We start from the raw sequence: 25,077 nt of genomic DNA on the forward strand, positions 1-25,077 counted from the left end.
TAATAGGAAGATGAATTGAAAAGGGTTCAAGGAAATGTTCATAATAGCAACAATTCATTTGCGGTTAGTATATGACAAGTATAGCAGTGAAAGCCACAAACTTTCAAGTTAGAGCTTTTGCATCAAACCACGGTGCTTTTAACCGGCCGATTAATGGAACATTATTCTTTTCTTAAACTCTTTAAGGGTTGAACCAAAGCAGCACCCACAGATTGATAACTGATAGTTAAAATTGCTATCAATAGAGCAATTAAACCGGCACTCACAAATACCTCCCATCCAATATCAATGCGATAAGCAAAATCCTGAAGCCAACGATTCATCATATACCATCCCAGTGGAATGGCAACAGTGATGGAAATCAAAATTAATTTTAAAAAATCCCATGTTACTAATCTATAAATGCTACGAAACGGCGCACCCAATACAATTCTAATACTAATTTCTTTTTTTCGTTGCTCTACCATAAAAGCGGACAAGGCAAAAAGACCTAAACAAGCTACCATAATAGCAAACAAAGAAAAACCATTAAAAATGGTACCCATTCGATGTACATCTTCGTGCATTTGAGCAAATTTTTGATTTAAGAAACCGTAACTAATAGATTGGTTTGGAACATTCCTATCCCATATTGCAGTAATAGATGACAAAGCTTCGTTCACGTTCTCGGCGCTAATTTTGATAGCTAAAGTGTTTGGATTATTCCCGATGAAAATAGCTAAGGGAGAAATATTCTCTTTTAAGGATTTGAAATGAAAATCTTCGATGACTCCAACTATCTTATATTGCTGATAATTATTGTCGATCTCTTTTCCCAAAGGATTTGCAAGACCCAAATCATGAACCATTTTTTGATTTACTATGATTGAATTGACCGAATCCATGGCAAATTCCTTTGAAAAATTACGTCCTTCCACTATTTTCATGCCCAAGGTATTGATGTAGTCATAGTCAACCCTCCATGTTTGGCTTAGAACACCACGGTTTTCACTTCCTTCCCCTATATTCCTAAAGGTGGTCTGGTTTCTTCTAGATCCATCTACAGGGAGGAAATCACTTTTTGAAACGCCCTCGACTTGGGGCAATTGTAATAACTGTTGTTTAAAGTTGTCTATTTTGTTACCTAATATGTTCGTACTTTCCAATACTACTACCTGTTCCTTATCATAACCTAATTCTTTGTTCAATATAAAATCCATCTGGTTATATATAACTATCGTTCCAATAATTAAAATTACTGATGTAGTAAATTGAAAAATAACAAGACCACTTCTAAATTTTCCACTTTTGCCACCGGTGCTCAAACTACCTTTGAGAACACTTACAGGTCTAAATGCCGATAGATAAAAAGCAGGGTACAACCCAGCAATTAAGCCAATGATTAAAGAGCAAATTAAAATGGTAGGGAAGAACCACCAATCCGCCCAAGGCATTTCAAGATTTTTTGAGGCAATAGAGTTAAAAGTGGGAAGTAATATCCATGCTGATAAAACACCGAACATGAAAGATATAACACTGAATAAAACGGATTCTGTAAGAAACTGAGTAATAAGGTTACTTTTAAAAGCTCCTATCGTCTTTCTCAGCCCGACTTCTTTTGCTCTATTGGCTGATTTCGCGGTTGACAGGTTAATAAAATTAATACACGCCAATAATAGAATAAATCCCGCGATTGCTGCAAAAAGCCAAACAAATTGCAAGTCCCCATGTTTGAGTCCATCCTGCATTTCAATGTCGGACTTTAAATGAATATCGCTTATCGGCTGTAATTTATATTCTATTGTTTTCAATACTTCAATAAAAGAAGCGTCCCGGCCTCTTTGAATTTGAGCGGGTATCACATATTTTTCTAGAATAGAACGCATTTTGGTTTGCAACTGGGCAACACTACTTTTACCGTCTAGACTCAGGTAGGTAAAGTAATTTGTACTGGTCCAACTAATATTGGAATCATTGATAGGCAATATAAAATCAAAGTTTAAATGTGAATTAGCCGGAAAATCCTCCATGACTCCTGCAATCGTATAGGGATTTGAGGAATTATCATCTAAAATTAAATTCTTTCCCAATGCATCTCCGTTCGGAAAATATTTGGCCGCTTTTGATTCGGAGATTACAATGTTTCTAGGGCTTAATAGAGCATCGCTTTCGGAACCTTGTATTAAGGGTATATCCAAAATTTCAAAAATGCCTTGGTCGCCAATCAAGAAACCTTCCTCAAATATATTTTGAGAATCCCCCGATTTTCTAAATACCCGTTTACCGCCGGATGAAAGCGGAGAACCATAGATTTTACCAGCATTCTGTACTTCTGGAAAATCTGCTTTCAGGGTTTCGGCAAGTAGTAGGGGGAAATGTGTACTTTTTTTAGTTTCCCCTTCTATTTCTGCCTCAAGAACGACTCTGTATATATTATCTGCATTTTTATAATGCCTATCGTAACTCAATTCATCTTTGATAAAAAGAGTAATTAGAAGACAAGCCGCTATACCAAGGGCAAAACCACCAACCTTTATGGTTGTGATAGCTTTCTCTTTTTTTATACTTCGCCAAGCTACTTTAAGATGATTTTTGAACATAATTTTTTGATTGATGGATTTCTACCTCTGAATCTCACTGTTCCAAGTTGGTTGGACTCAATTTAGGGGGAGGAAGACTTTATTTGGCATACACTATAAATATGCCAATAATTTATTTATCTAATTATCAGATATTTATAAAATAATTTCTTTAAAGAAAATTTTGAAACTGTCTAAATACTTTACAGAAACTGTCCAATAATTTGACGCTAAGATTTACATTTGAAGTAATATGCTTCGTCCGTATCATATGAAAACTTAAGTTCCGTAAAACCAACCTTTTTTAGTCCTCCATGAACTATCCCAAATCCTTACCCTTAACTTTTGCGCATGGATCCTGTCGGGTTTTTGTAGTGTTCCGGCAGATAAGCGTACAGCAAAAACCCGATAGGGCGCAATCTACTCCTGACGAGAAACGGAATCTTTCTTTTTGGCCCACTTTTGAAAATCCTTATAAATGATTGGATGGTCACTGAAATAGCCTCTCAGTTCGGAAATAGCCTCTTCCCTACCCTTTTCAGAAGCCTCTTCCATATTTTCCTCAAATCTTACAAAATGATATCCAAAATATCCTAGGGTCAACAAGAAGGCACCTGTTGCAATGCAACATAGTTTAATGAGCCATCTAGGAACCAGAGTCGCTGATTTTATTGTTCGATTGGTCTCCACAGTGCTCTTTTTGCAGCTGTTCAGTATCTTTTCCTGTTGCCGTAAGAAATCCTTAACGTAATAATCTATACTTGAGTAATCAACCTTTATCTTTAAGTTGTCCCATTTTTTAGAAAGGTCTTCCAGTTTTCCTATTGAACGGTTGAAACCTTCGATTTCCTCCGTCAACAGTTCCATTATTTCATCCATCTTTTTCATAATATACTTTTTTAATGATGCTTATATTCCAATACCAGTCTCCAAGCCTTTTTTAATGGTTTTCTTAATTATTTTCTTAGTAAAGTGTAGGGCTATATTGGCACTCAACTCCACGGTCTTACCCATAAGTTGGATGGTATTTGAACCTTTCATAAGAATTCCTTTTTCATTATCCTTGGACAGTTGGAGGGCTAAGTTGTTGATTGACATCGAACGATGTACCTCACTGCCCTTCAGATTTTGGCCCTTGTACTCAAATCGAAACCCTTGCAACTTGTTCGATTTGTTCATATAAGGAATGACCTTTACTTTATACCTCTTCATGTATTTGATGTATTGGTCAAAATCCCTTGGTTTGTTCTCTGCCATCACCTTTTCGTGAAATCGTTTTATTTCGCTTCGTAATTTCCCTAGCTCGTTCTGCTTTTCCTGTTGCACTTCTTTTACAGTGGTCAATCCCATTTCCTTGGCAACTTCCTGGGCGGCCAGTTGGCTCCATTTTCCAATAAAATTGTCTTTGTAAGCCTTTCCGTTAAAACCGATGCGATTGACATATAAGTGAATATGGATATGTTGTTTGTCTCGATGCACAAAAGCGATGGCCTGATTGTTCCCTAATTTCATCCGTTTGATAAATCTATGGGTCAGTTCCTTAAGTCTCTTTTGACTAAGATTTTTACCATCTTCAATCGTCGGACTTAGTACGAAGCTCAGGGTATTGTTTTTACATCTTGTGTTTTGTTCTTGTATAATTTTAAACTCTTGTGTTATTTCTTTTGGTGTTAGACCAGCTACATGTTGTCTATGTATAATCTCAGCATTCTTTTCTTGGTTCCAACCATAGCCGATGGATGCCCTGGTATGTGATATGGACTTTCCCTTGCCTATCATTTTTTGAAATTGTAAAGGTGTTTTCTGATTTCTTCTGCCAGCTGTTCCACTTCCATTGCAAGTTTGGGATTGCGTTTTTTGAACATATTGCCAATCCTTGTAAAGTTGTTCTTGTATTTGACCAACATGGCATAGTGTTCCAATTGCTCTTCGGTCAAACGCTCGATGATGTTATTGCCAAATGCCGAACTACGACAATATTCTGAAAGGGATATGCCCGCCCTTTGTGCTCTTTTCTTCAGCACCTTCTTTTCATAAATACTGCATCGGAATTTTATGTAGTCCCTTTTCATTCTTTTCTCTTTGCAACCTTCGGGAGCAAAGCAAGATTGTCTTTTGTGGCAACAAAGACACATCTTGAATTGCCTACTAATTTCAAATTAGCAATCAATAATTCAGAACATGGTTTAAAAGGGAATTTTAACTTGGAAAGTGAGGTTCTCTTAACAAATATTCAAGAAGTATAAGGGATTTTTGGAAAATTGGAAATCATGAAGCAGCATAAGACATGCGCCCTATTCCGATTTTACCAAACGCTTACCTATCTGGATACTATAAAATCGGAACAGGTTCCGGCGCAAGGTAAGTTATGGTAAGATTTGGGGGCGGTTTAGTGGTAGTATTGCAATAAATTATTACCATACATATACCCTTACTCTTCTAGAAATTTGAAACTTAAAATATTTTCAAAATACAGTTTTAATTTTCTAATTTTCTCAATTTGTCTACTTCTTCAGTAAACATTCTAGGGTTCCACCCTTTCAAAAGACCATCCAAGACAAATGAGTCGAATAGACCAAGCCCTAGTTCAGCCCCTCTAACTAAAAAGAGAGCGGATATTGCACCGGCCAAACCAGAGATAGACGCTGCTATACCTGTTCCCAAGCCATACATACCGACTGTACGAAGTATTTTACCCTTGTTGCTTTCGAAGAAATTGTTTTTTCCAGTAATCTCATTTATATATTCTTTGGTAATTGAATACGCATCGTCCCTGTCCGAAACTTTATGAAGCCAATTCCTGTATTCTTGTGCTATCCTTTTATCTCTTAAAAGGAAAACATCATTAAACCTAATCTCTTTTTCTAGAATGAGACTTTTTAAAGTCGGAATATTTTCAATTTGAAATATTTCAGAGTTGTTCTTTTCTACCTCTAGGGCACGTTCAATGTCTTTAACAGCACTATTTATAAGAGAAATGTGAGCATAATTGTTATTGCTTAGTATATTAAGATCTGCCAGAACCGTAGTCGTCAAGACATCACTCCCTAATTTAAAAAGTATTGCACGCTCCTTTAAATTCAATTGACCTGGGTCTTTTTCAAAAGGAAGGTTAAGATTTTTCAGTTTATTAGATGTATAGGCATCAATAACTATTTCAGAGGACTTTTCGGCGATATCTAAATTTGGGTACCTAAACTGTTTTAGAGCCTTTTGTTTAAATCTGGATTTGGAAGACTCCCGAAAATTAAAAGCATTAAGAACTTTATCAATGTTAGCTTCGGTATTAAAATCTTCATCAGAATGATATCCTGTTGCCAAAGGAGGTTGTCCAAAAATGGTTGAATTATCTATAGAACGGTCTTCTTTAGCTGTTCCAGTTGAACTTACTATTATTGGCTTCCAAAGAACTAATTCAATTATATCTTTTTCTATTAATTCCTCAACCCTTACAAGACCAAGCTCTTTTATCAATAAATGCAGTCCAAGGCTAAAACGATCAATTTTTATAGCAATCTTGTCGTATAACATCAATTGTTCAAACAACTCTGCATACAACAATTGCCTTTGATTATAGTACGAATAATCCGATCCTTTGGGAATTTCCGCGATTTTGGCTACATATCTTGCAGCAAAAAGATATAATTGATCATTAAAAATGGTTCTGTCGTTAATCACTATTTAATAAATTAGAATTGATCATATAATTCACGACCGAATAAGCAAATATTCTAATCGGTGAGTAATGCGGTGAGTATCACAAAAATAGGGGATTATATCTATTTTAAAATCAATAACTTAAACATTTAGTTCTGGTCCCTCTTCCTCCGCTGAGAGACACCATCTCAAAACAAGAAACCCTGTAAATTATTGATTTACAGGGTTTTCATTTTTTAGGGCATCAAATGACGTCATTTGAAATTATGTTAAAAAGTGTCCATTTCGGTGTCAATCCAAATTCTTATTCCAACTGACACCTATCAATAATTAAAATATTGTCAGTCAGTGTATTACGAGGATAACTAATTAAATAATTTTTCCTAATTTGAAGCAAATAATCGTTTAAATAGGTGTCAGTTTATGGTTTCACTATTATTCTACCTCAAAAAGAGCAAAGCCGACAGCGAAGGAAGGGCAATGATTTATCTCAGAATCACCGTCAATGGTAGACGGGTTGAAATGAGTACCCATCGAAAGACTTATCCACACAAATGGAACGCTGCACAAAGTATGGTTCAGGGATTTTCACCAGAAATTAGGCAACTCAATGTGTACTTGGCCAAAATGAGAACTGACATGTATAAGCATGCCGAAAAGTTAAAAGAATCTGACTATCCGATTACGGCGGAATCATTGAGGGATGCCTATTTAGGTAAAGGGCAGAAATACAAAATGCTTCTGGAGGTTTTTCAAGAACATAACAATCAAGTGGATAGTCTTGTGGGTCAGGATTTCGCCGAGGGAACAGCTGAACGCTATCGCACTGCCAGAAGTCATTTGGCAGAATATATTCAATTCGAATACAAAAGGAAGGATAGTGGGAAAACCTCCTTAATTGTAAAAAAAACCGGCCGATAAAGGAGCATTAAAAAATTCTAAAGTTCTGATATCTATGATTTTATCCTTCTTCCGAAGCTATCAAAATTCCAAGAACAGATAAGGGAATATCTCCATTTTTTAAGATGTTTTCATGAAACTTCTTATAGTCAAAAGTTTTGCTTCTTTTGGCTTTTTTAAGGAGCTTTAATAAAAGATTAGCCCCATATTTATATGTAATTACTTGCGCTGGCCAACGTTTCATCCTATTAATTTCTCGTATACCAATATCATCTTGGTCTTCAATATGCTTTTTCCAAAACTCTAATGCTTTCTCGTCTGACCAACCATAATAATTTATAGCAACATCTAAACATACTCTTACCGATCTAATTAAATCCCACTCCCATTTACCATACTCATCATAAATGCTATTAAAAACGCCTAGCTCATTACCTAAATATTCTACATAGGCTCCCCAGCCTTCTGCAAATCCTGCATACCAAAATAAGTTTTGCAACTCTGTTCTTTTAACAATATCATTTACCATAAATTGATAATGATGTCCTGGTATGGCTTCGTGCGCATAAAACCAGCCCAGTTGCCTTTTATTAAATGGTTCATCAAAAAAATTGAAATAAAAAGTTCTATTTCCGTAATAGGCTGGTACGTGTGCCAAAGCATCATTTGTGCCTCTAGTAATAGAAACATCTGGAATATCTTTAATGTAAGGGAAAAGCTCTCCTGAAGTATGAGCCACTTTACTTTTAATCTTTAAAAAGGCATTTTTAACATCTTGTTCATGGTGAAAATAAAATGTCGAATCATTTAAAAATTTTGAAAAAGCTTCTTTGGAAAGACCAGATTCTAACTGAATCATTTTCATTTCACTTTTTACTTTTTCTATTTCTTTTAAACCAAACCGGAACATATTGTTTGGTTCTGTATCAAGATCTACCCACCTTTTCAACAGATAAGCATACCATTCTTTACCATTTTGAACTGTGTATATACTACTATTACTGTTTAATTTTTCTTTAGGATTCCACTTTTTTTCAAGTTCCAGGCGAATCAAATTTAGTCGTGTCTCATATTGCAGTATATGAAAATCTAATTTTTGATCAGTTGGTAATGAAGAAACATCGACATTTTGTAGTTTCTTGTTTATGTCTTTGAAAAAAGCTTCCTGAAATTGTACATCATCTTTTGATTTTATTGATTGCAAAGTATTTACATAATCGATTTGCAGGTCGGGAACTTGCAGCTTGGTGTAACCTTTAATAAAATCAACCCGTAAATTATCGAAAGCTGGGTTTTGCGACGTGGAAATCTGCATGAAGCATGAACAACACACAAATATTATGCAATGTTGTAGTTTCATTTATCTCCAATTTTCTTTGTTAAACTTAACGGCATAAATATCTAAATGGCCATCAAAATTTTCAGGATTTTCTGAATCTCTTGTAGAAGTGAATATTAAATGTTTTCCATCAGAAGTTACAAAAGGGCTTCCATCAACGCCTTTGCTGTTAATTGAACGCATATTTATTGGATGACTCCAACTTCCACCTTCATTAAAACTGATGTATAAATCAGACACTCCCAAATCCCCTTCAGCATTCATTCGCACAAAAATCATATATGATTCGTCTGGTGAAACATATGCATCAGATTCCAGTAGTTTTGTATTAATATAATCTGGTAGGCGTTCTGCTTTTTGATATTCCCCATTAACTAATCTAGACACATAAATATCGTAACTGGTGTCTGGAAGTTCTCTACTGAAATACAAGTTACCGCTATTGGTAGGTATTGGGTAATATTCCTCAATTTTTGAATTAATGGTCTCTGGTAACAATTCTGCTTTTTCCCATGAATCACCATTACGCTTACTTCTCCATATATTACCATCTTTTCTAAGGGAATCATTTAATATATGCCCTCTCATCTTAAAATATAAGTACGCTCCATCATTGGAAAATTGAACATCGCTGGCCCCTTTGTATATTATTTCACCAATTTTCATTTCTTGAGGAGTTGAAAATTGCCCATCCTTAAACTCACTCAGCATCATGCTCCTTGATGAAAAATCGTCCGAAGCTCTTGTAAAAACTATTTCTTCGGTTTTTAGAGACAAACTTCCTCCATATTCAATTCCAGTTGTAGAAATATTTCCTAAATCTAATTGTGATGGTGTGTTGCCAATTTGTGCTAAATAGTTAGCCAATGTTTTAGATTTGGCTCTGTATATTTCAGGATTGAACTTAACGATATAATGATTAAAAAATGTGTTCTCATCTGTGCTACCCCTGCTGCTGGTAAAGATTAAGTAGTTGCCGTCTTCTGTAACAAAGGGGCTCCCATCATAGCCTACAGAGTTAATCTCTTCCCCTAACCAAACTGGGGTTGTCCAATTACCGTTCTCGTTAAAACTGACGAACAAATCGGACTTACCTAGATTTTGCCCTCTTTCAAAACCTGCGAAAATTATATAGGTTTCATCAGGTGCTACATAGGCATCACCTTCGATGCTTTTAGAATTAATGTGTGCAGGTAGCGCTTTCGGCGTCCCATATGCTCCGTTTTTATATTCAGACACATAGAGGTCGCTATTGCCAGAACCATGAGGCGTGATGGCAAAATAGATGTTGCCGCTTCGGGTTAACCATGGGTAGAACTGGTTTCCTTCCAAATTTTGGTTAAAAAAGGGGATTGGTGTCTGCCATTTACCATTTTTCCTTACGGATTTCCAGATATTCCAATCGGAAATGGTATCATTTACATGTTCTTGCATTAATGAGGAAAACAACATGGTATCTCCGTCATTTGTAACATAAATGTCTGAATGTGGGGACTCATCAGGAAATGCAATCTTTTCGAGGTTTTTAAAACCATCATCTTTATAATCCATTTTGTGAATGATGGATGCGGATTTGCCCATTTTGGTAAAATAAAGCTCCTTGGTCTTGGCCACATAGACGTTGTTCCATTGAACGGAGTCCAAGGATAGTGTCCCTTTTCCTAAGACTAGGGGCGTTGTCGCATTCTCAAATTGGGAAAATGGCAAAGTATTGTTCTGACACCCTATGAAGGATACCAATACTATTAATAATAAAACAATGGTTCTGTACATCTTTAATTTGTATTGGGCGCATCCATAAAAGCTGTAAAATCAACTTTCCATTCACCTTCCTCTTTAACAAAAATGCTCACAAAGCGAATATCCCTAGACGTTTGGTTGTCGTTTTCTGCCAAATTGAACTTTTCAACCTGCTTGTGTAAATACATTACTTTATGGGCTGATAATGGGATAAAAGCTATGGTTTCTACCTCGCTACCTGTAGCTCTGTTGCCTGCATCGTACCATTGCTTTACAGCAGAAAGATAATCCTCCCTATTACGAACTTGGTCACCTAGCATGTGCCAGTTTTCGTAATTCTTCGAGAACAATTTTTCGTAAGGTTCCCATCCATCATTAGCAAGCACCAATGGAATACTTCTTTTAAGTGCTTCAATTTCTTTTTTATCCTTCTCAGAAATTTTATAGACCTCTTCTTGTTGAGAACAGCTATTGAACAATATGAATACAATTAAGACTACGGATATATTTTTCATTTTTTAGTTTCTTAATTTATTGATCAGACCCTGAAGTCATGATTTTTATAATCTCATTTGGGTAAGTAAGAGTTTCAGGATTATATGTCTCGCTTTCATTTTTTACAGCTTCAGTCATATGAATTAATTTTGATTCTCTACCTTCTTTATTAATCATCATTACATTTTTAATTATATAATTAATCTTGAATGTATTAGCTATATCATCGGTTAGTATATGAAAAAGGTGGTTTAAGACAAAAAACACATATTCGCTATCTTTGGGACACTGGACTATGGCTTTTCATAGGATACATTGTTAGAAACAGTATTTATCCAGTCTTCAATCGTTGCTAAATAATCAGGATGCAATTTAGACCAATAGGGAAAATCACTTTCCCCAATATTATACATTGAATGAGAGGCCCCTTTTAATAAAACGGTTTTAAAATTGTCATTCTCTGATTTTATGAGTGCTTCTGAAATGATTTCATAACTATTCGCTGGTATTATTTCATCCTTTGTTCCCTGCAGAATCAGAATTGGTTGCTTTGTTGTTTCAAAGTGAGGTATTGGACTATATAGCAGTTTTTTATCTGTTTGGACTTCATCCAGATTTGGTACCCATACATTGGAAAACCATGAATTAGATTTTTCGTTATCTATAGCCTTTTCTAAATCTGTTCTGGATAGTTTCCCTGCTATAAACTCAAAAACCTTTCGTTGAAATATAGTAGCGGCTTCAATTTCATTTCCGATTACTTCTGCATTTCTGTTTTTCCAATAATTTAAATCGCTTTCAAGTAATGGAACTCCAGGGCAACTTACGGCAACACCATATTCCAGACTTTCCAATTCAGTTAATACATATGGAACTTTGGTAGCTCCCTGGCTACTACCTTTAATTCCAATGTTCGTAAGAGAAATACCTGTCTTTTCAGAAAAAAACTTGATTGCATTTATATCATCCATCAGAAGTTCGTCAATCGTAGCTATTTGCCAATCGCCTTCCGAATTTCCAGTTCCTCTTTTGTCATAATGAAATGTTGTAAATCCCCTTTGTGCAAAAAGTTTAGCCTCTGCTCTTGAGGCACTCCGGTTTGCATTTCCAGATGAAGTCAGAATTACTATTACCTTATTCCCTTCGTTTTTTGGATACCAAATCGTACCATTTATTTTCAATCCATTGGATATAAAACTAACATCCTCATTTTTTGGATATTGGCCTTTACTTGGCAACTCTTTTTCTAAAGTGTAAGGAACTGTAATTGAGTCTACAGTAAGAGCTCCCTGAACTTTGCTGTTATTTTCAATCCATTTGTTTTTGAAAGAGTAAGTGTAAAAATCACTTTGCAACTTAAAACTGATAGAATCATCTCTTAATTCAACACCTTGAAAGGGAATTCTATTTGCATTTTGTTCTAAACTCGTAAAAAAAACCTTGAAGCTGGCAGAATCTTGTTCAATTTCAAAGCTTATCTTATCTAAAAAATTTCCATGTTCAAATACACCGCTAAAACTGCCTGTCTTGTCTCCATTATTAATCTCCTTGTTTGAATTACAAGAAAATATTCCAAATGACATGAAGATTATTATTATCCTTTTCAAATGTTGATTATTTAGTTTCATGTTATACTGTTTCTAACTAAAGGATTTGTATCTAATAGCAATAAGTCGGCCTTAAAATTTGCTTTCACTAGTCCATATTCATTTTCGAGTTTCAAGTTTGTTGCTGCGTTTATAGTTGCAGATTGTAATGCTTCAAGATTAGTCGCCTCTAACTCCTATACTATCATTTTTAATTATTATGGTTTTAGTTTATGATTTATGAGCACATACAACAATTCAGCTTAAAAATTAACAGCATATAATTGTTACTTTTTTCATTGATTTTTTAATTAGTTAATTATTGATTTTGATTTGATTTTTTCTAATTCAAATTCTTGGATATATATATCTAAAGAGCCATCAAATTTTTTTGGGTCTTTAGATTTTCTATTAGATGTGTAAAGTATATATTTTGAGTCGGGAGTTATTGAAGGACTACCTTCCGTAAATTTTGTATTGTAATCTTTTCCTAGGTTTTGAGCTTCAGACCAATTACCATTTTCATTAAAACTAATATATACATCAAAAAATCCATAACCATCATTAAAACCATCTTCAGTTCTTCTTACAAATAAAATAAAAGACTCATCTGGAGATACCCAACTGTCACATTCTATGAACTTACTGTTTACAGATTCTGGTAACCTTATAGCTTCCTGATATTTACCATTAATAAATTTAGAAACATAGATATCGCCGTGTGTTTCTTCAGTAAACCTTGTAAAATAAATATTTCCTGAACTAGCTTGAGAAGGTGAATATTCGCCTAATGCCGTATTAATTGTTGACGGAAGTTTTTCTGCCTTTGACCAACCTTTTTTATTACGTGTAGCTACCCAAATGTTACCATCATTAACGGTAGTATCCTTACTTAACCTAGATGCTATGAATAACCTATCTCCATCTGGAGAAAGGTGCGCATCACCACCCTGCATTGTTTTACCAGCAAACCTTACCGTATCTCTAGAGATCAATTTGTTGTTTTTAAATTTACTAACTGCTGCATAAGACGATTTCCAGCTAGTATCATTTACTGTAAAATAGATTTCTTTGTATTTATCTGAAATATTACCACCATATTCAATTTTTGATGATGATATAATACCTGGAGCTAGAGGTTCAGCTTGCTCTAAATTATTAGAATTATTGGTCAAAAACCATGTGCCTTTGTTTGCGTTTTTTTTACATCCCAATAAAGAGATAAATCCTAATAATAATATATAGTTTAAAAAATATTTCATTTTTGCTTTTTATCTTTTTGTGCAGGTCTATTTTAAAAAATAAACCTTGCTACTTACTTATGCAATTTAGGACTGATGAAACATTGGTAAATACTAGATAATAATCGCTTAAATTTTCATTCATCTTTTGGTTTTATTTTCAATCTTTTTTTGAAAAGTCTTTCTTTCCGTCACTATGAACAAACGTTAAACCTGTTATCTGTTGGTTTGCATTACGCTCAAATTGAACATTCGGCAACTCATTTGCAGTTGGCATTGAAAACGTCATCTTGTAATAGTCTTTTTTTATCATTTCCAATTTAATTTTAGGGCCTCCAACTCGTTGTAAATACATTTGTCCATCCTCAAGGAAAACACTACGAACTTTTCCTCCATACCAACCTGTATACTCGTTTGATGCAGATTCAGTTATGTCAAAATTGTTAGCATCTTTCCTTTTAGAAGAAGACTTTTCAATCTTCAATAGATTGTTTACTCTATCAATTGTTATTTTTGATTGATTAAAAAACTGAAATCCAAGGTTTACAAATTCAAATCCTTCTATAAGGTTCACTTCTGGAGATTTGTAAACCAAATTCCCTATGACAATATCTCCTTTTAATGTAGCTTTCCATCTTTTATGACTTGCAAGCGATGTACGTATCATACCATCTTCCAAGGGTTCTTTAACAAATTCTAATTTATCTTTAAGTTTAAAAGGAATATCTATGTTTCCGGGATTTCCAGAATCTAAATGAGCCTCTTGTTTATTGCCTGCAACACTTATCTCAGTGCTTAAAATTCGGGAGTCTTGATTAAACGGAATAACATTATCTGCGTCTTCTTTTAACTCTCCCTTGGTTATTGTAAGAATTGATTTAGGGTAATTAATAGACAAAAGATGGTTCTTAAAAAACATTCCTCCAATAACGCCATGAATAGGTAGCATTTTTCTTAGAGGCATTGTGTTCATATTGACATTTTTGGATGTCAATACATTAGTCATAGAAATTTGTGGCACCGTAACACGATTCGATATTACTTGTCTATTGGTACCCGGGGAACTTATAAATTCTTTGCCAATTACCTCTAGTTTTAACTCCTTAGATAATTCTTCATCTATAAAGTTTCTTCCCGCACCAGTGTCAAAAATGAACTTATAAGACCCTTTTTCATTGATATTAAGAGCAATTATAGGTCTTTGAGTGCTTAAATCTACGGGTATATTCACCTCTTTTTTTTCTAAATCAAGTTTTGTATTCTGAGATGAAGTGTAATAATGTGACAGAATAACTAGTAATATGGCAATTTGTCTTTGCATTATATTAATACTCTTCATTTTTTTAATCTTTTAATCTTGTATATACACTTTTAGAAAAACTAAACCAGGTTTTGCCTTTGTCAAAAGTACCTTCTACTAAATGCGTAAAAGTTTGATCACTTAGTTTAGAGTATGTAAGTCTAAAAGATAACTTTCTTCCATCTTCTAATTTTACGGGTATGTCTGAATCTAAGTTTGTAAATACTAAATCCTCATTTATCCATTCACCATTATAAATATCCATATATCCATATTCCTTATCCATAGCACATAATTTGAATTTCTTTAACCGATTATCGTAGCCAATATTGATTATCAAATTAATTTCACCATACTTAGAAAGGTATTTCACTTTTTCGGACATGAATTTACCCTGATGTTCAATTGTGATTGTGGAGGCTGTGCTGCCTATGGGGTGCCAGGTGTTAGCTTTCCACTCATAATTCTCAATATTCCAATTACCATTAAGCAAGTGTAGAGTGTCAACGTTGTTCTTTTGAGCTTGTAATAATGATGGCGTTAATACTATTAGCATCCATAGGAATTTAATGGACATTACATGAGTACAGGAGTTAAGAATTTTCACTATTGCTTTGTTCAATATTGACTGTTAATTTGATTGATAATTTTCTATTATTGACCTGAAATATTCTAAAGAAGCGGGTTCAAAAACGTATTTCTGTTCATTTTGATTGAAATAGCCCATAGAAACGATACCGACTAGCTTACCTTTGCTGTCAATTACAGGACCGCCGCTACAACCGCCGTAGTTTCCATTGGGCACATTGAGTTTTAGATTTTTGTCCTGAGTATGGCCAATTAAGTTGCCGTTTATCCGTATAGGGCTTTCAGATTTGTATGGATAGCCCATAAACTGAAGGTCTTCACCTTGTTTTAAAGGCATGTTTCTTAAGGTGTAAACGGCTGTATTTTTGGGAAGCTTGTCTGTAACTTCAAAAATTAACCAGTCGCCTTTTGGCGGCATAACGATGGCTTCGTTCGGGTTTTCATTGATGAGTTTTCCTGCCATAATTTTACTTTTACTTTGCTTAGAATACAAGGTCCACGATTTTAATTCATCACCAAAACTGATGGTTTTCATACTGTCCGTCTTGGCAAAAAACAAGACATGTTTTGCCGTTATTGCATAGGTCTTATTGTTATGGCGTAGTAAGAATCCGCTTCCGGCATGGGCATTATCAAATTTTGAATTTTTAAATGTTGCCTTGCACACAAAAACAGAATCTATTTGACCGTACATAATCGTAACATTTAGCACTAAAAAGACAATCAATAGGTTGTAATTCATAGCTTTAGTTTTTAATTTTAGAGGTCATCCAATCAATACTTTCTTTAGCTAGCTCGCTACTGTAGTTATCTCGTGCATGACTCATGTAAGAACCATTGCCCAAGATTTCCACATTGTGTTGCATAGAACTAAAATTTACGAAACCGTGGTCTGCATTCTTAATGAGTTTAAAATCACCTTTACCACCATTTTGGTTAACTATTTCTGCGATGCGTTGTGCGCCTTTAGGGCTAATGGCCTGAATATCAAATTCACCATGCATGGCGAAAACGTTGGTGTTAACTTTAGACCAAGCTTTTGGAATATCGATATCGGCCAAGTTTTGCCAAAAATCGAAATGACGCCCAATGTATTGGTTCTGTTTAAAGTTGAGTTCGTTAGCGCTAAAAAAATCTGCATAAGCCTTGTTAGCCAATATTTCTTCTCCTGAAAGTTTATTAATCAAGAAGTCTATGTTAAACTTCAAATTAACCTTGTTGTCTTCTTTTATTTGTGTATCAGACACTCCAAAATGTTTTGGTTGGATAGTATATAGATCTACCATATAATCATACCAATTTTGCGCAATGCTTCCGTAGGTCAAAATACCACGTGGTGTTTTCATTTCGTTTAAAAGCGGTGCAATGACACCACCCATAGAATGCCCAAACATAAAGATGTTTTCAACATCAACTGAATCTTGCTTTAATAAGTCTTTATAACCTTCTGTAAAGGCCTTAAGTTCTTCGTTGAAACTTATTTGTGTACAATGCTTGTTGCTCTGACTATCGCCAACTCCAGGTTTTTCTACTCGATAGACTGCAAATCCAGCATCAACCCAATCTTTCATCAGTTTTTTCATTGGATTATCATTCGAAACTGTTTCAACAGAACCACAAGTGTAGCCCTGTAAGAAATAAATCACAGGTGCATTTTGAACTTGCTTAGGCGTAACTAAAATGCTTCGCAACATATTACCTTCATAAACCACTTCACCATAGGTCACATTCCCATTTTCAAAAGCTTCGATAGGCCTGCCTAGCAAAGCCGTTGATTTTATTTCCTTTTTATTGTTTGAATAAAATTCAGCTTCGATGGTATCGCCTTCATAAAGCTGACTAGTAATAGCCAAAACATCTTGAATTGTACTAACAGATGTACCATTTAATTTTGTTAGTACGTCACCTTGCTTTACTCCTAAACTCGAGAATGTTGTATTTGGCATTACCGTAGTGATATAAGCACCCGAGTTTGTATTTAAGTTGTATTGTTCAGTAATGCTGTCGTTTAAGGTTTGCATCATAATCCCTAATAATCCTTTTCGTTTTAGGGTTTGTGCTTCTAAACTATTTTGTGCCAATAACAGTATAATTATTAGACTTATGTATCTTGTTTTCATCTTTTACTTTAGTTTTATTAAATCTTAAAAAATGGTAAAATCAGGAACAACGCACACTATTAAATGAAAAACCATCAACCTTCTATATTAGTCACTCCCGATTTAATTTTTAACGACTATTTTAGTTTCCGGGTAGTTTGTATGTTCCGGTTTCAATCTCTTTTATAATTTCGTTCAATCTGGATTGAAATTGTTCTGGTGCTGTTTTTAGTGCCTTTTTGACACCTTTTAATGCTGCTTTCTTATTGTTCAAAAAATATTGGCTTAGACCTCTATTCAACTCCAAAAACCATGTATCAGGGTTTGATTTAAGTGAAATGTTGCAGTAATCTAATGCATCCAGATATAAACCATTTTGAAGTAAAAACCTACTAAAACCATTTGCCTCATATACAGTGGCATTCATTTCCTTTACTTCTGCAATGGCAGTTTTAGCTTCTTCAGTTTTATTTAGCTTTGTTAACAATCTGATCTTAGTTGACATATTCGTTAAATTCATATCAGCTGCAAAACCGCCATATCCGCCATCTATGGAACGGTTTGCCCATTGTAAAGCTTCTTCTAAGTTGGTATTGTGATTTAAACACCATAAAGCAGCATCGTTCCATGCTTGCCAATGGTAAGTATTAATACCTCGTAGTTCACTTCTAAAACTTTCTACAACAGTTGTATTTAAATCAACTTCTACTTTAAATGGAATTCGTTTTTCGCCCCATTCTAATCCAATAACCAATGAGTTTTCGGTTCTGTTTAAGAATTCATAGTCTAGCTGTTCTGACTTTGCGCAAGGCTCAGGATTTACAGTTACTTTTAAGCTTACATCCTTCTCTATATCTAAGTAATAACTTCCCCATTGATCGTGATTATGAGCAAATAATAAAGTAAATGTGTCATTTTCAGGAATAATATGAAACCCATAAATACCTGCTTTTAGTGGTTGTCCTTCAACTAGCACATCAGTTGTAAATTCTATAGTTGTACCCATATTGGCTCCAGCTCTCCAAGCTATAGGATTTCCGTTCTGTGGTATAATATTAGGATTGTTCCAAACATCCCTTTTACGTAATGCAGGACTTCCATAATCTATTGTAATCTCGGTTATCCCTAACTTTTGGGTTTCTTGAACCCTTGGACTCCCTTGCGGCTTATTTAATGTGTGAAATTGTGCCGTTAAATTCTGAATTAAAAATGCTGCAAATAGTACAACTATGAACTTTTTCATTTCTTTTGTGCATTTAACTTTATCTATAATTGATTTTAAAGGTATTTATGAAGAGTCTTTTTAGGTAAAACGAAATAAAAATTCTGGGGCAAACATACTTTTTAGAACAAGTTGTGTCGTCCAAATTCCTGTAAATACGGAAATCAGTACCTTATTTTAAGAGTGATTTAACAAAAGAGGTCTAGTAAACTAAGGGTTTACCCATATAGGGAAGTGATGTGATTTTTTCTGTAGGCCGATGGGGTTTGTCCTTCGATTTTTTTAAAGACCGCATTAAAAACCGACTTGCTATTAAAACCAGATTCGTATAAGATAGTTAAAATCGTCATGTCTTCATTACCATTTTTTAAAAGCATTTTGGCTTCTTCAATACGGTAAAAATTAATAAAGTCGTAGAAATTACCCTTGTAAAATGTGTTTATGAGAATAGAGATATTTCGGGCAGATTCACCCAAAGCTTCAGATAAATCGCTAATCTTTAAGTCCGCTTTCTTATATAGTTTTTGCTCCACAACCAAATCACAAAGCTCGTCGTAAACCACTTTGTTTATTTTAGGATTGGTGGTTTCCTTACGCAATTTCACGGTTAGGTTATTGTAAAAGAATTCTGGATTGTTTAATAGATGAAATAAGATAATATTAGATAATACCAACAACAACAAAATACCAATAAAAGTAAAGGTTGTGGCTAGCTCAGGTGAATTTGTAATGAGCGAGCTTATTAAAAAAAACAGCCAAATCACGAAAAAAAGAATAAGGGTTTGTTTCAGCCATTTGGCAATTTTTTTAAACCTTAAATTTTCGCTTTTATGTCTATATACTAACCAAAAAGAGGTAAGTGTATAAACTATTACTTGTATGAAATATAGTTTGTCAAAAGAATTTCTTATCCACAAAACATTTGATGTAAAAATGCTATCTTTTTTAATAAGAAGCATAGAAACAAGTAAAATATTCAATACTAAAAATATTATAAAAGCAATAAAATGTGCCCAATATTTTTTAATAGAAATATTCCCTTTAATAATACTTATAGTGAATAAAAAGAGAATAGGTGCATAAAAAAATAGAAAAGAGTTCAGTACTATCCCTATATAAAAAATGTAATTGTTTTCTGGAAAAATAGATTTAGTAATAATCAAATTACTGACCATGGTTATTCCTTTTCCTAATAAAAAAAATGAAAAAACATAAACGGCAATATCCAACCTCTTTTTATGATACCATATAAGGATCGCAAAAAGTAAAAAATTAAAGGTCGCTATACCTTGTATAAATTCTATAACTTAAAAAATTATAACATTTAAGAGGTAAATATCGGAATTCTATAACTTAAAAAACTTATTTTATTAATCGTAAATAATCTATATTAAAGACTAGAATATAGGCTAAGTAAGTATTAAGTTATTTTGACTAAACTAAATAGTCAAAGAATAGTAATCTAGTTCTTAGTTTTTTTACTTTTAATAAATTATTTATAAGTAAATTGAAACTTATTCAGAATAAATTAATATACGCATTTCTTACCATTATATATCTTATAATCGTTAATTCATTATTTTGAAATTGAGTATTAAAAATTTCCATCTAATGCGTTAAAAAGTAAAATTTATTTAATTTTTTTATTGGAAATTGTATAATTGCCCACCGTAAAGACAAATTAAATTTGTTTTTAAATAGTTCTTTTTGAGTTTAGTGTACAATTTGGTGAACATATATAATTAAAGTTTTTTAAACGACTAATATATAATGGGTTAGGGAATTATAGTGAATCCTGCCGCACCTCAAACCCCGGAAGCAAATACTCCAACTACCTTTGTTGATGTGATTCGGAATAAGTTCGTTTCAAAATAGTCAAGTTATGGAACTGACACACGGACAATTTTGATGTAAACCAAAAAAAAGAATATCATGGTAGAAGTCTTACTGCCAATATCAAAAAAAGCCACTTATTCAAGTGCTTTTTTGTTGATTAATCCATCAATCATCTAAAGAAATAGTTTCTTAGCTAAGTTTAATCCCTTTTCGTCTTAGTCCTGCAAAACCAACGATTTATTGAACCTCTGAATAAATGTTTCTCCATATTACTTTTGATTTGTAACAAAAAGATAGTAAAAAGTATAGAGTTGTTAAAGTAAAGTTAAAGTGGTGTCCTTTTCGGTGTCACCAAATTTTTGACCCGCTAAAAAGGCCTAAAAACAGTGGATTCGTGCAATTTGAAAAAGACCCTCTTCCTCCGCAAAAATAAACCCGCAACCCAGTTGTGGGTTTATTGTTTTTAGTTAGTTGACTGAATTTCTCTTCCATCAAAAATATTGACCTATTCCAAATACGAACCCCTTTGAACTATCACTGGTTATACCATATCCATAATCTATTCTGAATATTGCGTTGAAAATATGTTTATGGATAAGCCGTATACCAACTCCAGGATATACCCTCAAGTTTTGATTATCTCCAAAATCACTGAAATTACCTCCTGGATTGCGCCAACTGCCTCCATCGACAAAAAAGTTGCCTTGAACTACTAACCATTTTTCATCCAAAAGTGTGTGTCTATACTCCGTATTAAGGACAATAGCTGCCGTTCCACGGTCTATAGTGTTTCCTACTCCACGAATATTCAAGTTGTTATCTACTGCAAATGGGGCAAATGGTGTGTCCAAATTACTGGAAAGCCCTAAACGTAGTCTGTTCGCCCAGTTCCCCTTTTTTCCGATCCTCTTAAAGAAAATGAAATCGTTAAACCCAATTATAAATTTGGGAAGCCGTTGTTCATCCACACTGTGCACATATTGCACATTAAGTGTACTCTTAAAACCTGATAGGTATTGATAATTATATTGTATGGCATCGTAGCTATAGATAAGTTTATATAAATATTTATCTACTTTAAAGGACTGAGGAACATCAGAAGCGGTGCTGCCAAAAAGATATTGATAATCTTCAGTAAAAATGTTAAATCCCAACTCTAAGTTGTGCCTTAATCCAAATTGATACAACCCCAATAACTCGAAAGATTCATTGTTGTACCGATAATCAGCAGTCCCATCATCTAAAAAAACAGGTTCTTGTGTGGTCAGATTTTGATAACTGAAGGCTACTCCAAACCTTCTCCCAAAGAGATAAGGAGCTCTTACATGAAACGAATAGGAATCAAAAACATCTTTTTGATAAAAGCCCCCCAAAATGATGTTGTTCCCCATTGCATTGAATTCCTGTAACCCAAGCCTAAAGGCAAACTCATCATTATTTGTAGTATATATGCTGGCAAAGGGGATCAAGGTAAAATTTTCTTCTATACCATAAACCACATTGTATGCTTCTTCCTTTTCGGTTGGGGAAACCTGAAAATAGGCATGTGCCACTGAGGGCAGTCGTTTCAATCGGTATATATCCTGCTCTATCAATGATGAGTCCAACTCCATACCTTCCCTCAAGTGGATAATTTTTTCTATAAATGCTTTCCTAGTGCGCTTGTTCCCCTGGATATGTACATTGGACACCCATTGACTCTGGGTCGTTAATGGAAGTAGAAACAGAAAGACAAAAGAAATTATAATTCTCATAATGTTTTTATGTTTGCTGTCAAATTATTTGATACTTCCAATAACACTTATTTATCAACTCCTTAAATCAATATAATGTTCAAAACCCCTACCCAAATTGGGCAGAGGTTTTTATAAAAGAATAACAAAAAGTCTTGGCTACAAAATTGCACGCAATCCTATATTAAATGTTTCCCCTAGGCCTGTATTGTTGCCGCGAACAAAATTTGTATACAAAACCTCTAAGTTCAATGCCTGTGTAAGCTGATATTTTAAACCTCCTCCCAGTGCCGTAAAGTCTTGTTCAAAATCGTTCCCGAGGTCAATTCTTTGGGAGTGTTGTGCCAAAGCCAAAATCGTGAACTTGGAGCTTGGAAAATAGCTAAGGAATACTCCGGGAGTCAAGTTTAAACTATTGTTTGCAAAACTTTCTTCTTTGTCCCCAAAATTCAATTCAGAGTTTAGTTCTGTGAACAACTGCCATTTCCCGCTGCTGAAAGTATGGTCATAAAAAAAGCGGTTTTGCCATGTAAACCCCTTTTGGTCCAAAAACACCCCATCTTCCGTTTCATTATCCACTAAGGGAATAAATAAGGAACTCTGGATTGAAAAATTACTGAGCGATGCCACTGGAACAAATTTAACCGATGGGGCAATCGAGGTGAGTCCTGACCGTGCAGTTCCTGTTTCACCGTCAAATTGGAAAACATCCAAAGCATCTCTCCCACCTACAACATTGGAACGGAATTCTAAAATAGTTCCTATGTTCCACCTTTTATTGTTGCCAATACCTGTATATACTTCCAAAGTTGAAGTAAAAAATGTTTGCCTAGGCTCCTTCCCTTCCGTAAAGGTACTTTCTGTCTGAGTGTACAAATTGTTGAACCATTTGATATCCCATTGTCCTTTTCCTATTAATTTCGATGGGGTATACTGCTGTATATTACTGGTCTGTTGTACAGTGGTAGTATCATCTTGTGAAAACCCGATATAAAATGTCGATAAAATTAAGGTCATTGACATTAGAGCTCTGTTCTTTTTCATGTATAGCTTTTTTTAATTAGATTGTTTTTATTTGATTTCGTTAAGTGACCAATCATAAGGGTAATGAAACACCTTTAGGCCTGTATCTATTTTGTTGGTTCTATATTGATTGACATATTCCACCAAACTTTTCCCTTCATGGATAAAATCTTTCTTATACCATTCAAAAATTTGTGAGAGTCCGACTTTTTTGCCTTTAATCCTCACAAAATCAGGGTTATTGAGAGACAATTCTGTCTGTCTTTGCAGCTGCGATTCTAGTGTGTTGGGCAAATACGCTCCGTTTATAATTGGCGGACATCCCAAACCCGCACATACCAGCACAAAATGAAATCGTGATTCATCAGGAAAGTTTTTCCGCAATAACTCATTTTCGATTGCATTTAGCGTAATATTGTGTCCACCAACCGCATATTTGACCTTGTCAAAAAAGCCTGGGACATCTAAAGGAGATTTTACCGGATAATTGTCTACGATTCCTTTGATGACAAGTAAATTATAGACGTTAATCCAAAAAGCTTGATAGCGCATGGCATCTTGCTTTGGTATAGTTAGGCCATTGGCCAAATCTATCAATTCAAGTAGATTTTTTGGGAATGATTTTATGGCCGCGTAGTCCACCCTCCCCTCTTTCACATATTCTCGAAAGAGATCATCGGTTTTAGAAAAAAACTCAGAAGTATTTTGAGCAAAGGCATTGACCCCTAATAACACCACCAGTGTTACTAGTATTATTTTTTTCAAATACATAATTTAATTTTCTCTTAAATAGCAATGCTCTCTTTGTCGAACCTTAAAATCTTCCCATACAACCTTCTTTGTATTTTATGATTTTTTTAAGAATTGAAAAAAGCATGATCTTCGGATTTCCACCATATCAGCAGACACCCTTTGCGTCATTGGGAAGTCAAGAGAAATATACTTTTCAGAAAATATTTGATAATCAGGTTATTGGCACTTTTATGTGCTTAATGGTAGACTTAAAGAAAAGAGGGTATATTATCAATTGAATACAAAAAACAAGTATACCGTAATTAGTATACCTATTGAAGAAATTCAATAACACCTTTTTGCAGCATGTTTGTAATGTTAACCGCTAATTTTTCAAGATGAAGCTTCCAATTTTTGTGTCATTGTCTCTTTTTAGATTGAAATCACAATCTAATTCGCAGAGGTTGTTGCCTTTAGTTAGTATCTGCCTAAGTTCGTAATCTCCATTTTCCAAGGCTTTTTTTGTCCCGATAAAACCTGTGGATTCACTCAACCAACGGTAATTGATAAGTCCCCTGCTTTTTAATTCATTAACAACCATTCCTGAACCGTAAGCCCCAATTTCATAAGTTTCTTTAATAGATTTCTTAACACCTTGAAAATAAGGAACAATTAACTGGTTCAAATCGCTCATAGTTGCATCATAATCAATCGAAAAATAAATTGCCGTTCCCAAAGGTTGTCCAATAATATGCTTAGCCCAATGAAATGCATCCAGGCCAGCATTAAGCCCAGATGCATTAGAAAAGTATACCCCTTTGTTTTGAACGTTTTGGTATACAACCATTATGTTTATTCCCATTTTTGATAGCTCCTTGGCCTCACTCAATCCAAGTTTTTTTTCGGGATGCTGATTTGAGTTGTTGTGACAATAATAACGTACAACTGTATCTATTCCCTGATCAAGCAGACAGTTAACTTTGCCCAGAGTGTTCCAAGGGGTATCAATTATAGTGTATTTCATGTTC

21 protein-coding genes and 1 pseudogene are annotated in these 25,077 nt (G+C 34.4%); 1 reads left to right on the top strand and 21 read right to left on the bottom strand.

Annotated features, from left to right (window positions below; translation table 11 throughout):
- Positions 1–161: 161 nt before the first annotated feature.
- The 5 genes from HJC33_RS14050 to HJC33_RS14070 form a co-directional block, all read right to left on the bottom strand.
- On the bottom strand, positions 162–2,579 hold the full coding sequence (locus HJC33_RS14050) for an ABC transporter permease (protein WP_171659451.1): 2,418 nt from the start codon (positions 2,577–2,579) through the stop codon (positions 162–164).
- A 399-nt stretch (positions 2,580–2,978) separates the two neighbouring features.
- Complete coding sequence (locus HJC33_RS14055; RefSeq protein ID WP_171659452.1) at positions 2,979–3,446, bottom strand: DUF6730 family protein; 468 nt, start codon at positions 3,444–3,446, stop codon at positions 2,979–2,981.
- A gap of 21 nt (positions 3,447–3,467) precedes the next feature.
- Positions 3,468–4,337: a relaxase/mobilization nuclease domain-containing protein gene (locus tag HJC33_RS14060; protein ID WP_171659453.1), complete on the bottom strand. Its 870-nt coding sequence runs from the start codon at positions 4,335–4,337 to the stop codon at positions 3,468–3,470.
- Positions 4,334–4,630 carry a mobilization protein MbpA gene (gene mbpA, locus HJC33_RS14065; protein ID WP_171659454.1) on the bottom strand — a complete coding sequence of 99 codons (297 nt, stop codon included), beginning with the start codon at positions 4,628–4,630 and terminating at the stop codon, positions 4,334–4,336. The genes HJC33_RS14060 and mbpA overlap by 4 nt, the downstream gene beginning before the upstream one ends.
- A gap of 406 nt (positions 4,631–5,036) precedes the next feature.
- Positions 5,037–6,119: a hypothetical protein gene (locus tag HJC33_RS14070; RefSeq protein ID WP_171659455.1), complete on the bottom strand. Its 1,083-nt coding sequence runs from the start codon at positions 6,117–6,119 to the stop codon at positions 5,037–5,039.
- Between the two features lie 519 nt (positions 6,120–6,638).
- Here HJC33_RS14070 and HJC33_RS14075 point away from each other — a divergent pair.
- Positions 6,639–7,136, top strand: a complete 498-nt coding sequence (locus tag HJC33_RS14075) for an Arm DNA-binding domain-containing protein (protein WP_171659456.1) — start codon at positions 6,639–6,641, stop codon at positions 7,134–7,136.
- 40 nt (positions 7,137–7,176) lie between these two features.
- On the opposite strand, the gene HJC33_RS14080 is transcribed toward HJC33_RS14075, so the two are convergent.
- From HJC33_RS14080 to HJC33_RS14155, 16 genes and pseudogenes are all read right to left on the bottom strand, one after another.
- A complete protein-coding gene (locus HJC33_RS14080) occupies positions 7,177–8,475 on the bottom strand; it encodes a DUF885 family protein (protein ID WP_171659457.1) in 1,299 nt (432 codons plus the stop codon).
- Positions 8,476–10,227: a TolB family protein gene (locus tag HJC33_RS14085; RefSeq protein WP_171659458.1), complete on the bottom strand. Its 1,752-nt coding sequence runs from the start codon at positions 10,225–10,227 to the stop codon at positions 8,476–8,478. It abuts the gene before it with no gap.
- A 2-nt stretch (positions 10,228–10,229) separates the two neighbouring features.
- The gene (locus HJC33_RS14090; protein ID WP_171659459.1) at positions 10,230–10,709 is read right to left on the bottom strand and encodes a nuclear transport factor 2 family protein; all 480 of its coding nucleotides are present in this window, start codon (positions 10,707–10,709) and stop codon (positions 10,230–10,232) included.
- Positions 10,710–10,982: 273 nt separating this feature from the next.
- Complete coding sequence (locus HJC33_RS14095) at positions 10,983–12,317, bottom strand: alpha/beta hydrolase family protein (protein WP_246245559.1); 1,335 nt, start codon at positions 12,315–12,317, stop codon at positions 10,983–10,985.
- A pseudogene (locus HJC33_RS17505) lies at positions 12,314–12,445 on the bottom strand (hypothetical protein); the annotation flags it as partial. The gene HJC33_RS14095 and the pseudogene HJC33_RS17505, both read right to left, overlap by 4 nt.
- A gap of 141 nt (positions 12,446–12,586) precedes the next feature.
- On the bottom strand, positions 12,587–13,537 hold the full coding sequence (locus HJC33_RS14105) for a TolB family protein (protein ID WP_171659460.1): 951 nt from the start codon (positions 13,535–13,537) through the stop codon (positions 12,587–12,589).
- A gap of 139 nt (positions 13,538–13,676) precedes the next feature.
- Entirely contained in the window at positions 13,677–14,855 is a 1,179-nt protein-coding gene (locus tag HJC33_RS14110) for a retropepsin-like aspartic protease (protein WP_171659461.1), read from the bottom strand.
- A 4-nt stretch (positions 14,856–14,859) separates the two neighbouring features.
- Positions 14,860–15,372, bottom strand: a complete 513-nt coding sequence (locus HJC33_RS14115; protein WP_171659462.1) for a DUF1579 family protein — start codon at positions 15,370–15,372, stop codon at positions 14,860–14,862.
- 75 nt (positions 15,373–15,447) lie between these two features.
- Positions 15,448–16,146: a S1 family peptidase gene (locus HJC33_RS14120; RefSeq protein WP_171659463.1), complete on the bottom strand. Its 699-nt coding sequence runs from the start codon at positions 16,144–16,146 to the stop codon at positions 15,448–15,450.
- Between the two features lie 4 nt (positions 16,147–16,150).
- Positions 16,151–17,524: a serine aminopeptidase domain-containing protein gene (locus tag HJC33_RS14125; protein ID WP_171659464.1), complete on the bottom strand. Its 1,374-nt coding sequence runs from the start codon at positions 17,522–17,524 to the stop codon at positions 16,151–16,153.
- Positions 17,525–17,645: 121 nt separating this feature from the next.
- The gene (locus HJC33_RS14130; protein ID WP_171659465.1) at positions 17,646–18,746 is read right to left on the bottom strand and encodes a DUF2911 domain-containing protein; all 1,101 of its coding nucleotides are present in this window, start codon (positions 18,744–18,746) and stop codon (positions 17,646–17,648) included.
- Positions 18,747–18,943: 197 nt separating this feature from the next.
- Positions 18,944–19,954 (bottom strand): helix-turn-helix domain-containing protein, encoded by a 1,011-nt coding sequence (locus HJC33_RS14135; protein ID WP_171659466.1) that lies wholly within the window; start codon positions 19,952–19,954, stop codon positions 18,944–18,946.
- A gap of 1,098 nt (positions 19,955–21,052) precedes the next feature.
- Complete coding sequence (locus tag HJC33_RS14140) at positions 21,053–22,315, bottom strand: POTRA domain-containing protein (protein WP_171659467.1); 1,263 nt, start codon at positions 22,313–22,315, stop codon at positions 21,053–21,055.
- A 138-nt stretch (positions 22,316–22,453) separates the two neighbouring features.
- On the bottom strand, positions 22,454–23,338 hold the full coding sequence (locus HJC33_RS14145) for a hypothetical protein (RefSeq protein ID WP_171659468.1): 885 nt from the start codon (positions 23,336–23,338) through the stop codon (positions 22,454–22,456).
- A 27-nt stretch (positions 23,339–23,365) separates the two neighbouring features.
- On the bottom strand, positions 23,366–24,088 hold the full coding sequence (locus tag HJC33_RS14150) for a DUF547 domain-containing protein (protein WP_171659469.1): 723 nt from the start codon (positions 24,086–24,088) through the stop codon (positions 23,366–23,368).
- A 346-nt stretch (positions 24,089–24,434) separates the two neighbouring features.
- Positions 24,435–25,073, bottom strand: coding sequence for a DUF1906 domain-containing protein (locus HJC33_RS14155; RefSeq protein ID WP_171659470.1), 639 nt, complete (start codon positions 25,071–25,073; stop codon positions 24,435–24,437).
- Positions 25,074–25,077 lie beyond the last annotated feature (4 nt).

This window comes from Flagellimonas amphidinii, from assembly GCF_013090115.1.
GTDB lineage: Bacteria > Bacteroidota > Bacteroidia > Flavobacteriales > Flavobacteriaceae > Flagellimonas > Flagellimonas amphidinii.

Bases quoted from the DNA above. Each gene is read 5' to 3' on its own strand.
- HJC33_RS14050 (WP_171659451.1), bottom strand. From the start codon at position 2,579: ATGTTCAAAAATCATCTTAAAGTAGCTTGGCGAAGTATAAAAAAAGAG.
- HJC33_RS14055 (WP_171659452.1), bottom strand. From the start codon at position 3,446: ATGAAAAAGATGGATGAAATAATGGAACTGTTGACGGAGGAAATCGAA.
- HJC33_RS14060 (WP_171659453.1), bottom strand. From the start codon at position 4,337: ATGATAGGCAAGGGAAAGTCCATATCACATACCAGGGCATCCATCGGC.
- mbpA (WP_171659454.1), bottom strand. From the start codon at position 4,630: ATGAAAAGGGACTACATAAAATTCCGATGCAGTATTTATGAAAAGAAG.
- HJC33_RS14075 (WP_171659456.1), top strand. From the start codon at position 6,639: ATGGTTTCACTATTATTCTACCTCAAAAAGAGCAAAGCCGACAGCGAA.
- HJC33_RS14080 (WP_171659457.1), bottom strand. From the start codon at position 8,475: ATGAAACTACAACATTGCATAATATTTGTGTGTTGTTCATGCTTCATG.
- HJC33_RS14085 (WP_171659458.1), bottom strand. From the start codon at position 10,227: ATGTACAGAACCATTGTTTTATTATTAATAGTATTGGTATCCTTCATA.
- HJC33_RS14090 (WP_171659459.1), bottom strand. From the start codon at position 10,709: ATGAAAAATATATCCGTAGTCTTAATTGTATTCATATTGTTCAATAGC.
- HJC33_RS14095 (WP_246245559.1), bottom strand. From the start codon at position 12,317: ATGAAACTAAATAATCAACATTTGAAAAGGATAATAATAATCTTCATG.
- HJC33_RS14105 (WP_171659460.1), bottom strand. From the start codon at position 13,537: ATGAAATATTTTTTAAACTATATATTATTATTAGGATTTATCTCTTTA.
- HJC33_RS14110 (WP_171659461.1), bottom strand. From the start codon at position 14,855: ATGAAGAGTATTAATATAATGCAAAGACAAATTGCCATATTACTAGTT.
- HJC33_RS14115 (WP_171659462.1), bottom strand. From the start codon at position 15,372: ATGCTAATAGTATTAACGCCATCATTATTACAAGCTCAAAAGAACAAC.
- HJC33_RS14120 (WP_171659463.1), bottom strand. From the start codon at position 16,146: ATGAATTACAACCTATTGATTGTCTTTTTAGTGCTAAATGTTACGATT.
- HJC33_RS14125 (WP_171659464.1), bottom strand. From the start codon at position 17,524: ATGAAAACAAGATACATAAGTCTAATAATTATACTGTTATTGGCACAA.
- HJC33_RS14130 (WP_171659465.1), bottom strand. From the start codon at position 18,746: ATGAAAAAGTTCATAGTTGTACTATTTGCAGCATTTTTAATTCAGAAT.
- HJC33_RS14140 (WP_171659467.1), bottom strand. From the start codon at position 22,315: ATGAGAATTATAATTTCTTTTGTCTTTCTGTTTCTACTTCCATTAACG.
- HJC33_RS14145 (WP_171659468.1), bottom strand. From the start codon at position 23,338: ATGAAAAAGAACAGAGCTCTAATGTCAATGACCTTAATTTTATCGACA.
- HJC33_RS14150 (WP_171659469.1), bottom strand. From the start codon at position 24,088: ATGTATTTGAAAAAAATAATACTAGTAACACTGGTGGTGTTATTAGGG.
- HJC33_RS14155 (WP_171659470.1), bottom strand. From the start codon at position 25,073: ATGAAATACACTATAATTGATACCCCTTGGAACACTCTGGGCAAAGTT.